Consider the following 13,548-nt stretch of genomic DNA (forward strand, 5'->3'; position numbering starts at 1 on the left):
AAAGCCTTGGCCTATCGTGTTCCGCGCAGTCGGCGTGAGAGTTCGGCCTTTAACTGGCCGAACGGAATGGCAAGCACATCTTCGCGCCCGACGATGACATAGTCATTGCCTGGCTTCATGTCACCCGCGGCATGCGTGCGCACGGCTTCTCTCAGCCGCCGCCGGATGCGGTTGCGGACGACTGCGTTGCCGACCTTCTTGGTGACGGTGTAGCCGACGCGAGGCGCCGCTGCGTCGCTGCGGTCGAGAACCTCAACGAGAAAAAGCCGCCCGCGGCGCTTTTCGCCACGCCGGACGGCCAGGAATTCCGCGCGCTTCAGAAGCCGCTTGGGATGTGCTCCCACTGGCTTGCCGGTTGCGGGCAACGATCTCGTCTTCCGTTCAGGCGCTGAGCCGCTTGCGGCCGCGGTTGCGGCGGGCTGCGACGACGCCACGACCACCCTTGGTAGCCATGCGGGCACGAAAACCGTGCCGGCGTTTGCGGACGAGTTTGGACGGTTGGTAGGTACGCTTCATTTGTTTTAATACCGCGGGGTGCGGCCCTTCTTGATTCTGTCACTGTGTAACAGGAGCTTTGCCCGGCCGGCTTTGGCGCGATCGAAACCGCGCCGGGACGAATGGCCCGAGCGTGAGCGGGCTTATAGAAAGAAGGGTTTTGGAAGTCAATCCGGGGCCGACACCGGCCCCGACATTCCGGCGTCTCGGGCCAACGGCTGGCGTGTGGCCGAGGTCTGGGCGGTCTTATCCCTGATTGGGACGAAGGATGAAATTGGCAAAAAAGCCGCAATAGCCTAATCTTGGCCGATCAAGTGATCGTGAAGAAAAAGCAGCATGAGTGAAATCCCATCCGCGGACGAAAGCACCGATCGGGCGACCGCAGCCGCCCGCAGGGTGCCGTTGTCGCGTGGATTGTCGACAAAGCTCCTGCTGCTCACCATCGTCTTCGTGCTCCTGGCCGAGGTCCTCATCTTTCTGCCCTGGATCGCCAGCTACCGGCTGAGCTGGCTGAAAGAGCGGCTGAGCACCGCCGCGGCCGTCTCGATCGTGCTGGTGCAGGGAGAGCCCGCCTCGCTGTCGCGCGCTGCCCAGAACGATGTGCTGATGGCGATCGGCGCCAAGGCGATCGCCGTGCGCGACGGCGGTGTCTCGCGGCTTCTGGTGGTGGCTGAGATGCCGCCGCACGTCGACGAGCATATCGACATTGCCAATGTCGGCCTGATCGAGGGCATGACCGGCGCCTTGGACACGCTGTTGTTCGGCGGCGAGCGGATGCTGCGCGTTTTCGGGCCAGTCGGCGACAGCGACAAGGAATTCGAGCTGATCATGCCCGACTACAGCCTGCGCAATGCCATGCTCATCTATTCGCGCAACGTCGCCTTCGTCTCGCTGCTGATCTCGCTGTTCACCGCCATGCTGGTCTATGCCGCCATAGACCTGATCATGATCGGCCCGATCCGGACGATGACGCGCTCGATGCTGGCCTTCTCCGAGGCTCCCGACGACCCCGGGCGGATCATCCGCCCTGCTGCCCGCGCCGACGAAATCGGCGTTGCCGAGCGCGAGCTCTCGCAGATGCAGGAGCGGCTGCAAAAGATGCTCTCCGAGCAGAAGCATCTCGCCGACCTTGGCCTCGCCGTGTCGAAGATCAACCATGACATGCGCAATATCCTGGCGTCGGCGCAGCTGATGTCGGACCGTCTGCGCCAGGTCAAGGACCCGACCGTGCAGGCCTTTGCGCCAAAACTGCTGCGCGCGCTCGATCGTGCCGTATCCTATTCGGAAGGTGTGCTTGCCTATGGCCGGACCCAGGAGCCGCCGCCCTCGCGCCGCAGGCTCAGGCTGCGCCAGCTGGTCGATGACGTCCACGGCCTGCTCGACACCGAAGGCGGCATAGAATTCGTCAATGCCGTCGATCTGGCTTTCGAGGTGGATGCCGATTCCGATCAGCTTTTTCGCGTGCTCACCAATCTTTGCCGCAACGCCGTCCAGGCGATGGCGGCGGACGCGGAAAGCGCGGTGGTGCGTCGGTTGTCGGTGTCGGCCGAGCGCGTCGGCAGCGTCAGCCGCATCACCGTCACCGACACCGGCCCCGGCCTGCCGCCGAAGGCGCGCGAGAATTTGTTTGCGGCGTTCCGCGGCTCGGCCCGCAGCGGTGGCACCGGCCTTGGCCTGGCAATCGCCTACGAACTGATCCGCGCCCATGGCGGCACGGTGGAGCTTGTCGAAAGCAGAGGCGGCCGCACCACATTCGCGGTCACCATTCCCGACCAGCCGGTCCGGCTCGACCAGGCCCGCAACGGCCTGCGCCGTCCCGCCTGATCCTCGCCCGTCTGATCCTCTCCCTCTGGTCGCTCCAGGGCACGAACAACAAAACTTTTGCCGGATCGGCTTGCTTTTCGCAAATGCAGTCGCTAGGGAACACCTCACATCGCGGCCGGTCGTTTAAGGACCGGATCGGGGGCCATTCAAAGCATGGCCTGTTGCGCGCCCGTAGCTCAGCTGGATAGAGCACCAGACTACGAATCTGGGGGTCAGGAGTTCGAATCTCTTCGGGCGCGCCAATAATCTCAATCAGTTAGCGGCGCGACAGCGTTTCAAATCGGTTTTTGAAACGGTTTTGAACGGCCGGTTGCTTTTTTGTGTGATTTCGCGCGAGTGGCACGTCAGGAACCCGACGCTGGCGCGGCGGAGGCGGGCGCATCCGAGGCGACGTTCAACTGCTTCGTCCGGCATGACCTTCGCGCATCATGCAAGCGACCACGGTACCGGACAGGAAAGTGAGGGCGGCGATCGAGGCAATCGCCCACGCCAGGCCGAAGAAGTCGGCGATCAGTCCCGCCGAGAGGGCACCGATCGCGTAGCCGAGATCGCGCCAGAAGCGGTAGACGCTGAGCGAGCGGGCGCGCCATGAAGGATGCGACGCATCCGATACCGCGGCGATCAGGCTCGGATAGACCATCGCCGTGCCAAGTCCTAGCAGGAGGCTCGCCACCAGCCACCAGCCGAAATTCGCGGTCAGCGCCGTGAGAAAGAGCGCCGCCGCCTGCACCCACATGCCGGCGACGATCAGGCCCTTGCGGCCCCAGCGGTCGCTGAGCGGTCCCGTCACGACCTGCAGCACACCCCAGGTGACGGGATAGACGGCCTTCAGAATGCCGATGCGCTCCACGCCAAGCCCGCCGGCTGCGAAGAAGAGCGGAAAGATGCCCCAGCTCATGCCGTCATTGAGGTTGTTCACCAAACCGGCCTGCGAAGCGGCAAAGAGGTTGCGATCCCGAAAAGAGGTCAACGCAAAGACCTCGCGGAAGGAAAGGGGTGATGCCTCGCGCGGATGGTTCGCCAGTTCCGCACGCACATGATCGCGCGTGTCGCGCACGAGCAGGATCGAGAGCACCGTGCCCACCACCGCGTAGCCGACGCCGAGATAGATCGGGATTGGTCGCAGACCGTAGCGGCTGGCGAGATAGCCGGTGAGGAAGGCGGTGATCCCGACTGCGAGGTAACCGGCAAACTCGTTGAGCCCTACGGCGAGGCCACGCCCCTTCGGGCCGACAAGGTCGACCTTCATGATGACGGTCATCGACCAGGCGAAGCCCTGGCTGATGCCAAGCAGCGCGTTGGCGGCGATGACCCAGTTCCAGTCTGGCGCCCAAATGATCATGAAGGGCACCGGCAGGCCGAACAGCCAGCCGATAACCAGCACGCGCTTGCGCCCCCATTTGTCGGCGAGCTGTCCGGAGACAAGGTTGGCCAGCGCCTTAACGACGCCGAAGCTGACGATGAAGGAGACGACCAGCGTGGTCGAGGCGAGCCCGAATTCCTCTGAGCCGATCAACGGCACGACGGTGCGTTCGATGCCGACCATGCCGCCGACGAATGCATTGATAAGCACAAGCAGCGCGAACTGCCGCCAGTTGGCCTTGAGACCGAGGCTCACTGCTGGCGCCGCGATCGTTGTCATGCGGCACCGGCATTGATGGCTCGGGTGCGTGCGGCCATCACTACATCAATCCCGTTCGGGAGCCGTCAGAGCCGGAGCCAAGGCTGCTAAGCGATTGAAGGGGCTTCTCGGCCACGGACTTGTCTCCTCGGGGGCCGTGTGATACGCATCATTCAATAATTATGTTGAATGAACTAGCGTGGCTGCTACCCTGATGTCAATCCGCAATCCGAAGCAGGCACTTTACGAGCAGTTCGCGGTTGTCGCGAAGGCTCTGGGCAATCCGCAGAGGCTGGAACTGATCGAGCAACTCGCGCAGGGTCCGCGCAGCGTGGAAGCCTTGGCCGCCAAGCTTGCGCGTCCGGTGGCGAATGTCTCGCAGCATCTCCAGGCGATGCGCCGCGCCGGACTGGTGACGTCAGAGCGCGATGGCAAGTTCGTCAATTACAGGCTCGCGGATGAAAGCGTGCTCGGAGCATTCGCCTCCATTCGAGTCGTTGCCGAGCGGCATTCGGCCGAGGTCGAACGGATCGTGAGGGGCTATTTCGACCGGCGCGACGATATGGAGCCTGTGTCCCGGGAAGAGCTGGCCGCGCGAATGAAAGACGGGCTCGTTACAGTCATCGACGTCCGACCGCCCGATGAGTTTGCGCTCGGACATCTGCCCGGCGCGATCAACGTCCCCCTCGGCCAACTGGAACAGCGGTTGTCCGACCTCGAGGCGAAGCCCGAGATCGTCGCCTACTGCCGCGGACCGTGGTGCGTGATGTCGTTCGAGGCGGTCGCATTGCTGCGTGAGCACGGCTTCAACGCACGCCGCATGGAAGATGGCCTGCCCGAATGGCGTGACGCGGGCTTAGCTGTCGAGGCTTGATCGACCTCAACTTCAAAGTCAGTCACCCGCCCCTCATTCGCTGGGTCCTTTTTGCCGTAGCAAGGTTGACACATCACGTTAGTCCGTGCTAACGCGTTAGTGGTGACTAACGTGAACAACAGCTGGACCGCCTTGGGCGACCCCACCAGGCGCACGATCTTCGAACTCTTGGTCGAGCATCCGCGTTCGGTTACCGAGTTGGCGCGTGCCCTGCCGGTGACCCGGTCGGCGGTCTCGCAGCATCTGAAGGTGTTGAAAGAGGCAGGGCTCGTGGCTGCCACGCCGGACGGCAAGCACCGCATCTACCGCGTCGAACCCGACGGGCTGGCGGCGCTTCGCACGGAGCTGGATCGGTTCTGGGTAAAGACGCTCGCTGCCTTCAAGCAAGCTGTCGAACAACCGCGAAAGGAGTGAACTATGAACACGCAAGCAGCAGACACCTTGGTAAGGCACTCGATCATGGTCGAGGCGCCGATCGAGCGCGCCTTCGAGGTCTTCACGGAGGATTTTGGCAAGTTCAAACCCAGGGAGCACAATCTGCTCGCCGTGCCGATCGCCGAGACCGTGTTCGAGCCGCGCGTCGGCGGCCATATTTATGATCGCGGCGCCGACGGCAGCGAGTGCCGCTGGGCGCGCGTGCTGGCTTATGAGCCGCCGCACCGTGTGCTGCTAAGTTGGGACATCAGCCCGCAATGGCGGTTGGAGACCGATCCGAACAAGGCCAGCGAGTGGGAAGTCCGCTTCACTGCCGAGACGGCTAATCGGACCCGCCTCGATCTCGAGCATCGCAAACTGGAGCGCCACGGCGCCGGCTGGGAAAGCGTGCGCGATGGTGTCGCCGATCAAGGCTGGCCGCTCTACCTGCAGCGATACGCCGACCTGTTCGGGCGTCGGGCCTGACGGCCACATCCGCAAGCATCAGATCGAATCCGGCCTCGCGGCCTGCAATCCCGTAAGCTCAGGAGTTATTCGCGGTGGCGACACTGCCGCGGATAACGTCCCTTGCCTACCCGGCGCCCGACAAGCGTAGGCGCAATAATCACACCGACCAGCATGCCCAACGCCGCTTCGGATGCGGGGACGGCTCCGCGCGAAGCGGATGATGGCTGACGAAGGTCAGAACGGTATAGGCCACAATGGTCACGCATTTGTGAGCTGTATGATAAGCCTATTCGGGATTATGGATCTAATCTTGAAGCGTGCATCGTCTTAAATGTCAGGAGTAATAGTCCCTGCATGGCCGCCGGTCAGGAATAATGCTGATGGAACGCAAGCTCGCGGCAATCATGGCCGCCGATATCGTCGGCTACAGCCTGCTGATGGCTGAAAACGAGGCTTCAACCTACGCGAAGCTACGCGCTGTTTTTGATGAGCTCATTAACCCGACCACTGCCCGCCATGGCGGGCGCATCGTCAAGACGGCGGGAGACGGCTTTCTCGCCATGTTTCCCAGCGTCAACGAAGCGGTTGATGCGGCGCTGGCCATACAGGAGGGCTTCGACAAGGGCCCGTTCGAGCTGCGCATCGGCATCAATCTTGGCGATGTCATCGAAGATGACGGCGACGTATACGGCGACGGCGTCAATGTGGCTGCCCGTCTTGAGGCCATGTGCGATCCGGGGCAGATTTTCGTCAGCAGCGCCGTGGTGATGGCGGCCGACCGCAACAGCGCGGACAGATTCGTCCGCATCGGCCGCAGGCGGGCCAAGAACATTCCCGAACTTCTCAACGTCTACCGCGTAAGGCGCGCGGGCTCTCCGTGGTCGCCATGGCGGCACGTGCCGCAGGTGCTGCGCAGCACCGCCGCCCGCTGGTCTTATGGCGTAGCCGCCATAGCCCTCATCCTCATCGGCACCCAAATCCAGCCGCTCCCCCTGGCAGCCATGGTCAGCCGCATCCCGGGGGTCTTGTCGATGGACCAGAGCCGCGCCGACCCCCGGCCGTCAGTGGCGGTCATGCCTTTTGCCGCGATGAGCGGCAGCGGCGAGCAATCGTATTTCGCGGACGGACTGGCCGAGGATGTGACGACAGCCCTTGCCCGCAATTCAGAGCTGCAGGTCATCGCACGCGATTCCACCTACGCCGTGCACGGGCAGGGTACGGACGTGCGCAAGCTCGGGGCGAAGCTCGGCGTTGATTATGTGGTTGAAGGCAGCGCCCGCCGTGAGGGCGACCAGCTTCGCGTGTCGGCGCAGCTGGTCGATGTAAAGACAGGCGCGCATCTGTGGTCGCGCAGTTTTGACCGGCAGGTCGCCGACGTGTTCACCGTCCAGAGCGAGCTGACCACTGAAATCGTCGCGCAGATCGCGCCCTATATCGGCAGGAGCGAGGCGGCGGCGGCAGCGGAACGCCCGACCGACAATCTGCAGGCCTATGACCTCGTGCTGCAGGCCCGCAACCGCTACCGGCACGGCGGCGATGACCCGCAGGACATTCTGGAGGCGCGGGGTCTCTACCAGCGCGCCCTTGAAATGGACCCGTCCTATGCGGCCGCCCGCGCAGGCCTCGCGCTGACCTTTATCGCCAGCGTGGCGCAGAGCGGTGACGGCCGGGAAAACGCGCCGGAACTCCATCTTGGGCTTAGCGAAGCTCGGCAAGCGGTCCGTCTCGACCCCAATCTTGGCCTTGGCTATCAGGTCATCAGCTTCGGGCTTGCGCTGCAGGGCGACTATTCAGGCGGCTTGCAGGCCGCACGGCGCGCTGTGGAGCTCAACCCTAACGATCCCGACAGCATGATGGCGCTTGCAAAGGCGCAGGTTCGCTTCGGGCAATATGATGATGCCGTCGCCAACGCAGAGCGGGCCCGCCGCCTTCATCCTATGGCGCCCGAGTACTACGCCTACGTGCACGGGCAGGCGCTCTACGCGGCTGACCGCCGCGACGAGGCTTCCGCCGTCATAGAAGAATGCCTGATCCGGGCGCCGCGCGATGCAAACTGCCTTCTGATTCAGGCGGCTTTGCAGAGCGGGGGCGGTGAGGTCGAGGCAGCCCAGCAGACGATGGCAAGGCTGGTCGAGGCGCATCCGGCATTCTCGCTGGAAGCAGAGCGCGCTTACCGCCGGTTCGGTGACAGGCCGCTGATGGAAGAGTTCCTGCAGGACCTCGCAAAGGCCAAGGCTCCTGAATCCGCCTGACAGTTTTTACAGAGCGACTTCAATCATATAGCGGTGCCCAGTTTCATCCTCTCCGGCGCGCCAATTTTTGCCATACGACGCCAACACCGAAAATTGCCGCCAATCGCCGCCGGAACGACGTCCGCCGCCAACGGTGGTAGGAGTCGGTCGGAGCCGGTACGTTGGCGGGTGGAGGAAGCTGCGCGCAGCCTATGACCGACGCAGCACGTCCTGCCATTCGACATGACGGTCGATCTGTGCTTTTGCGAACGGACAAAGCGGAATGATGGCGACCCCTTCGCGCCGGGCGTCCTCGACCGCCTGGCGTACCAGTCGCTCGCCGACCTTGCGGCCACGCAACGCCGCTGGAACTTCGGTATGGTCGATGATGATCAACCCTTCGCCGGCGCGGCTATAGGTCATCTCAGCTTCGACGCCGTCGACGAGCATCCGGTAGCGTCCCTTCGATGCGGTATCCTCCCGCTCGACCTTTTCGACGGTCAAGGGAGAGGCAGGGCCCGGCTGCTCGGCGTCATGCGGCCGCGCCTGACCCCGCCGCCCCGGCATGCAGTCCAGCAGGTCGCGGTCCCATCTTCCGAGATCGGCCGCAGCGTCGTAGGTCGAGACGAGAAACTCCATAAGCGCCGCGTCGGGATTTGCAGCCGACTGAACGGCATCGTACGGCAGGATGAATTCCGCTAGGCCCTCATGCCAGAACGCGCCCTCGGGCCGGACCGACGCGCCCCTGAAGCCACTCGGCGCCGGATAGGCGTAGGCATAGAACGCGGGGTAATCGATGCCGCCACCGCCGGGCCAGAAACCTGCTGAAGAGACCTCGCGGTCGTAGGCTTCCTGTGCCACATCGTTGGGCAATGAAGGAATGCCGCCGGGATGGAGAGGCGCGCGCCGCCCTGAAAAGCGGGTGACGGCCAGGTCAAAACTGCCCCAGAACAGGTGAACGGGACTGGACTTGCCAAGAAAGGAGGTCCGGAACCGATTGAATACCCTGTCGACCGCCACCGATGCGTGATGGAAGCGCTGAACGGCTTCCCGGTCATAGGGCCGGTCGCGATGATCTTCGGTGAACGGCACGGGGTTGGGCACCTCGTTCGGATTGCCGTTAAAGGTCGGCGTGCCTCCAAGTTCGGAAATCAACTGCACGAAATTGGCGTGGAACGCCGCGACTGTGGATGGCCCGAGCGCAAACGATGCCTTGCGACCATTGCCGCATGTGCCGACAACCATATGGTCCCGAAGGTCAAAGAGGATCTCAATGCCGGGGCCGTCGGGGATCGGCGAGGAGGTCAGGCCGAGCGGCGTGACATAGAAGGTCGCGTTCCAGGAATGGTTGAGCCACGGGGTATGAGCAAGGCGATATTTCCCGGCGATCTGCAAATAGAGATGCAGGGCCGAACACGTCTCGCGCCAGCCGAGATAGTCGAGGTGGGGCCACTTGTTGCTCATTCTGCTTTCTCCATTCAGCACATGGCACGCGACGCGTCATCTCGTCTGAACCGCCCGGGTCCGTGCCTAGGCGATCTCCTTCTTAACGCGGTCAGTCCGGTAGGGGAATGAGCTCATCTCGGTCATCGATCGGGAGATCGAAACGTCCCTTGCCCCAGTCCTCGGCGCGCCATTCGGTCTTCGCTTCTTCGATGCGGTCCTTCGAGGAGGCGACGAAGTTCCACCAGATATAGCGCGGTCCGCTGAGCGTTGCGCCGCCGCCCGGCTCGATTGCTGGGTTCCAACTCATGCGCGTCATCCTCACTTAGGCTGTCCAGACAGCCTCACCCTTGCCGATGCGAATGCCCGATTGCGATCAATCCGGACCGCGCGAGCTGGAAGAGCACTTTCGGCCGACGAATGCCTAAACTGGCGAGCGACCGTCTGCCCAACTAGCCCTGCGATACATCAAGCTGTGTCGCAGTAAGCGGAACGTGCGGGCAATGTCGCCGAACGCGACGGCTCGCAGTAGTGCGACCGTCGAACACGGTTCCTTGACAATGCTTTGAACCGTTCGTGTTCTAACGATCAACTCCCCAAAGATCCGGGTTCTGTTTGAAATACTCGATCAGCAACTCGGTGAGCAACCGCACTTTCCGCGTGGGATGCTGACCCGGCGGGCGGACGACATATGCGGCCCCCGGAGGTACCGGATAGCGTGTCATAATTGGGACCAGCGCGCCGGAGGCCACATATTCATATGTGATACAATCGGGGAGCCAGGCGATGCCGAGCCCTGCCAGTGCGGCGGCGGCAAGCGCCGTGGCGCTGTCGGCCTTGAACCTGCCCTGCGGCTGGACCGTAACAATCTTGTCGCCATCCATGAACTGCCAGGCTTCTGTTCCCTGCATGAGGGCCTGATGGGTGATGAGTTCGTCCGGAGACTCGGGTGACCCGTGCGCTTCGATATAGTCTGGGCTCGCGACAAGCTTTCCATGGATCGGCCCGACGCGCTTCGCGATCAGGTTGGAGTCCTGAAGGTAGGCGCCCCGGATCGCGCAATCGAAACCCTCTGCGATGAGATCGACGAAGCGATCGCTGTAGGAAGTATGGATGTGAAGCTGCGGGTGCTGGCGTGCCATTTCCGCGAGCACCGGGGCGAAGTGGGTCGCGCCGAAAGTAAGCGGCATGGCAACCCTGAGGCGGCCGCGAAGATCGCCGGTCGGGAGAATCGTTTCCCTGGCCGTGTCGATCTCGGCGCTCGCCCGGGCCGCATGATCCCTGAAAGTGGTTCCCGCTTCGGTGAGCGCGGCGCCGCGGGTCGTTCGTGCAAGCAGCTGGACGCCAAGCTCTGCTTCTATCCGGAAAAGTCGCCGACTGACGATCGATTTGGAGACGCCGAGCCGGCGCGCGGCGGCCGATACGCCCCTTGCATCGGCCACTGCGACAAATGTCTGTAGATCTTCGATGTCCATTCGACGTTCCTCATTTCGCGACACAGCTTGCCTGACTATGGCACTACCGCATCACCCAAAGGAACAGCAAATTGCTGCAAGGCAACGTCGCACGCCGGCGCATGTCTCCCCGTGAACCCATTGCCGTCCACAATGGCAGAGAAAGGAAGTCTTGATGATCCCCCGTAACGGCCTTGATTCGCTTCTTCGTCCCGAAGACTCGGTACTCGTTCTGATCGACCACCAGCCTTACCAGCTCACGAACCTGAACAGCCACGACCCGCATATGGCGGTCAACAATGCTACGGGTCTGGCGAAGGCCGCCAAGGCATTTAGCGTACCGACCATCCTCACGAGCGTGCTCGCTGACCGAGGCGGGCTCATCTTTCCGCAGATCACCGACGTCTTCCCCGGCCAGGAGGTGATCGACCGGATGCTTATCAACACCTGGGAAGACCAGAAGGTCGTCGACGCGGTCGAGAAGACCGGCCGCAAGCAGTTGATCATCGCCGGTCTGTTCACGGAGATCTGCGTCGCGATGCCGGCGATCCAGGCTGCCGGCGAAGGATGGGACGTTACGGTCATCACGGACGCCTGCGGCGGCGTGTCGGTTGAAGCCCATGAGGTGGCGATCCAGCGCATGATCGCGGCCGGCTGCAACATGATGACGTGGATGGCGCTCGCGTGCGAATGGCAGCGCGACTACACGAGGGCCGAGACCCTGCCTGCATTGATCGAGCTCCTCAAGGATCACATGGCCGGCAGCGGCATGGCGTACCTGTGGGAGCAGCAGCTGCTCAACACGCCCGTGCCGAGCGAAGGCTGATGCGGGCCGGGATGGCGAGCTTTTCGGTGAGCGTCGGGATCGATCCGTTTGCCGGCCCTCGCCATCCTCGTCCTGCAGAGAAGCCCTGCAATGTCGCGAACAGTTTCCGATGCACGCAAATGCCGCACCCGCTTGCCCCGGCTGGCCCGAAATCATCGTTGGCCTCGCCTGCCTCTCCGTTGTGGCGATAGGCGGGGCGTCGGCCTGGTTCGACCGGGCAAGGATCCGGTTCCGCTCGGCCTGATCCTAGCTTCGCTGTCAGGCGTTGGCGGCATGGCCGGTTTTTTTGGCAGCTTTCCTGCAGCCGTCATCTCTGACGCTGGGGATTAGCCACAGGCCATCATGCATTCGTCATCCTAGGGCGAAGCAAGGAGCGCAGCGACGCGGCGCAGACCCTGGGATCCATGCCGTTACCTCGGAGCGCTGCTGCGGTGCAGAAGCTTTGATCGCGGCGGGACAGCGCCCCCTCTGTCCTGCCGGACATCTCCCCCACTTGGGGGGAGATTGGCCTTCATCAATGATTTCGCCAACCACCAACCTTGCAAAAAGGACGCTGTCCGCGAAGCTGCCAATCTCCCTCCTTGTGGGGGAGATGCCGAGTCTTGGGCAAAGAGGGCAGGACAGAGGGGGCGCGAAGGATCGCTACAGAGCGCTTTTATTCTGGGCCGCCGCATTTTTCGGCGGATGTCACAACCCATTGATGTCAATAGAACTGCATGGGTCACAACCCATTGATGTCAATAGAACTGCATGGCCTCAACCCGAGAAGCGGAGCGTATCGACGAGCAGGGCGAAAGCCGGCGACGCTTGACGGCGGCTGGGATAGTAGAGGTGATATCCCGGCCAGGGCGGGGACCACTCATCCAGCACCCGCATCAGGCGGCCGCTTTCCAGATGACGCTCCGCGACATCCTCCGGCAGATACGCGAGGCCGAAACCAGCCAGCGCCGCCTCGAGAATCTCGAGGGTGCCATTGAGGACAATCTGGCCGTCCACCCGCACCTTCAGTTCGCGACCGTCGCGCTCGAAATCCCAGGCCCAAAGCCCGCCATTGATGGAAAAGCGCTGGTTGATGCAAACGTGGTCGGTCAGTTCCTGCGGCGTTGTTGGCGGCGGCCGCCTGGCGAAATACGACTGCGTCCCGACGACGGCGAAGCGGATGTCTGGTCCGACGCGCACCGCGATCATGTCTTTCGCAACACGCTCTCCCATTCGCACGCCCGCGTCGAACCGTTCGGCAGCAATATCGGTCAATGCGTTGTCGAGGAAGACCTCGACGGTGACGTCGGGATAGTCGGGCAGGAGCTTTGCCAGCTTCGGCCAGATGACGGCGTTGAACGCGTGATCGCTTGCCGTGAGCCGAATGGTGCCGGCGGGCTTCTCCCGCAATTCGCTCAATGCTTCGACTCCGGCCTCGATCTCCTCAAAGCGCGGGCCGATATTGCGCAGCAGCCGCTCGCCGGCCTCTGTCGGTGAAACGCTGCGGGTCGTTCTCGTCAGCAGCCGAATGTCCAGGCGCTCTTCCAGATCGCGGATCGTGTGGCTGAGCGTGGACTGCGAAATTCCGAGCTGCGCAGCGGCGCGCGTGAAGCTGCCCTCCCGCGCAACCGCCAGAAAGGCCAGAAGCATATCGAGTCGTCCGCGCTGCATTTATGGCTCCGCCCCATAAGTTTGTGGGGATTATACGGACAAATCGAGCGAACTGCACACACTCAATCGATCGCGATTGCCGAGAGCCCGCAAATTTCCCGAATGTGGCGCGAACCCTGCTGAGCAATGACCATGAAGGAAGAACCGGCGGCAGTTCATTCGTGTCGCTGCCATTCATGGCCCCGACCGATAGGTCCTATCGGGGAGCGGGCGCTAATCAAGGCGCCTCAAGCGCTCTAAGGTTTTAG

12 protein-coding genes, 1 tRNA gene and 1 pseudogene are annotated in these 13,548 nt (G+C 62.9%); 7 read left to right on the forward strand and 7 right to left on the reverse strand.

The genetic code is table 11. The features are described from left to right. Nucleotides 1-11: 11 nt before the first annotated feature. Both rnpA and rpmH read right to left on the reverse strand, forming a co-directional pair. A complete protein-coding gene (rnpA, locus tag BLT09_RS21635; protein ID WP_027152119.1) occupies nucleotides 12-365 on the reverse strand; it encodes a ribonuclease P protein component in 354 nt (117 codons plus the stop codon). Between the two features lie 16 nt (nucleotides 366-381). Then, nucleotides 382-516 carry a 50S ribosomal protein L34 gene (gene rpmH / locus BLT09_RS21640; protein ID WP_008833937.1) on the reverse strand — a complete coding sequence of 45 codons (135 nt, stop codon included), beginning with the start codon at nucleotides 514-516 and terminating at the stop codon, nucleotides 382-384. A 315-nt stretch (nucleotides 517-831) separates the two neighbouring features. Here rpmH and BLT09_RS21650 point away from each other — a divergent pair, with 315 nt between their 5' ends. Beyond that, the gene (locus BLT09_RS21650) at nucleotides 832-2,319 is read left to right on the forward strand and encodes an ATP-binding protein (RefSeq protein ID WP_091596434.1); all 1,488 of its coding nucleotides are present in this window, start codon (nucleotides 832-834) and stop codon (nucleotides 2,317-2,319) included. 165 nt (nucleotides 2,320-2,484) lie between these two features. Beyond that, nucleotides 2,485-2,561: transfer RNA gene (locus tag BLT09_RS21655), tRNA-Arg, on the forward strand. 152 nt (nucleotides 2,562-2,713) lie between these two features. Here the strand turns inward: BLT09_RS21655 and BLT09_RS21660 are convergent. Further along, the gene (locus BLT09_RS21660) at nucleotides 2,714-3,961 is read right to left on the reverse strand and encodes an MFS transporter (RefSeq protein ID WP_091596437.1); all 1,248 of its coding nucleotides are present in this window, start codon (nucleotides 3,959-3,961) and stop codon (nucleotides 2,714-2,716) included. 193 nt (nucleotides 3,962-4,154) lie between these two features. Here BLT09_RS21660 and BLT09_RS21665 point away from each other — a divergent pair, with 193 nt between their 5' ends. The 4 genes from BLT09_RS21665 (at nucleotide 4,155) to BLT09_RS21680 (ending at nucleotide 7,948) form a co-directional block, all read left to right on the forward strand. Next, the gene (locus BLT09_RS21665; RefSeq protein ID WP_091596440.1) at nucleotides 4,155-4,814 is read left to right on the forward strand and encodes an ArsR/SmtB family transcription factor; all 660 of its coding nucleotides are present in this window, start codon (nucleotides 4,155-4,157) and stop codon (nucleotides 4,812-4,814) included. A 102-nt stretch (nucleotides 4,815-4,916) separates the two neighbouring features. Next, the gene (locus BLT09_RS21670; protein WP_413468421.1) at nucleotides 4,917-5,228 is read left to right on the forward strand and encodes an ArsR/SmtB family transcription factor; all 312 of its coding nucleotides are present in this window, start codon (nucleotides 4,917-4,919) and stop codon (nucleotides 5,226-5,228) included. 3 nt (nucleotides 5,229-5,231) lie between these two features. Then, nucleotides 5,232-5,714 (forward strand): SRPBCC family protein, encoded by a 483-nt coding sequence (locus BLT09_RS21675; protein WP_091596445.1) that lies wholly within the window; start codon nucleotides 5,232-5,234, stop codon nucleotides 5,712-5,714. A 362-nt stretch (nucleotides 5,715-6,076) separates the two neighbouring features. Next, complete coding sequence (locus BLT09_RS21680; RefSeq protein ID WP_091596542.1) at nucleotides 6,077-7,948, forward strand: adenylate/guanylate cyclase domain-containing protein; 1,872 nt, start codon at nucleotides 6,077-6,079, stop codon at nucleotides 7,946-7,948. Between the two features lie 189 nt (nucleotides 7,949-8,137). On the opposite strand, the gene BLT09_RS21685 is transcribed toward BLT09_RS21680, so the two are convergent. The 3 genes and pseudogenes from BLT09_RS21685 to BLT09_RS21695 all read right to left on the reverse strand — a co-directional run bounded on the left by BLT09_RS21685 (nucleotide 8,138) and on the right by BLT09_RS21695 (nucleotide 10,845). Further along, nucleotides 8,138-9,391: a DUF5996 family protein gene (locus BLT09_RS21685; protein WP_091596448.1), complete on the reverse strand. Its 1,254-nt coding sequence runs from the start codon at nucleotides 9,389-9,391 to the stop codon at nucleotides 8,138-8,140. 91 nt (nucleotides 9,392-9,482) lie between these two features. Beyond that, nucleotides 9,483-9,650, reverse strand: a pseudogene (locus BLT09_RS21690) (pirin-like C-terminal cupin domain-containing protein); the annotation flags it as partial. Between the two features lie 301 nt (nucleotides 9,651-9,951). Next, a complete protein-coding gene (locus tag BLT09_RS21695) occupies nucleotides 9,952-10,845 on the reverse strand; it encodes a LysR family transcriptional regulator (protein WP_091596451.1) in 894 nt (297 codons plus the stop codon). Nucleotides 10,846-10,999: 154 nt separating this feature from the next. On the opposite strand from BLT09_RS21695, the gene BLT09_RS21700 reads away from it, so the two are divergent. Beyond that, entirely contained in the window at nucleotides 11,000-11,650 is a 651-nt protein-coding gene (locus BLT09_RS21700; protein ID WP_091596453.1) for a hydrolase, read from the forward strand. A gap of 756 nt (nucleotides 11,651-12,406) precedes the next feature. On the opposite strand, the gene BLT09_RS21705 is transcribed toward BLT09_RS21700, so the two are convergent. Further along, nucleotides 12,407-13,300: a LysR family transcriptional regulator gene (locus tag BLT09_RS21705; RefSeq protein WP_091596457.1), complete on the reverse strand. Its 894-nt coding sequence runs from the start codon at nucleotides 13,298-13,300 to the stop codon at nucleotides 12,407-12,409. Nucleotides 13,301-13,548 lie beyond the last annotated feature (248 nt).

It is taken from the genome of Mesorhizobium muleiense, from assembly GCF_900099905.1.
Lineage (GTDB): Bacteria > Pseudomonadota > Alphaproteobacteria > Rhizobiales > Rhizobiaceae > Mesorhizobium > Mesorhizobium muleiense.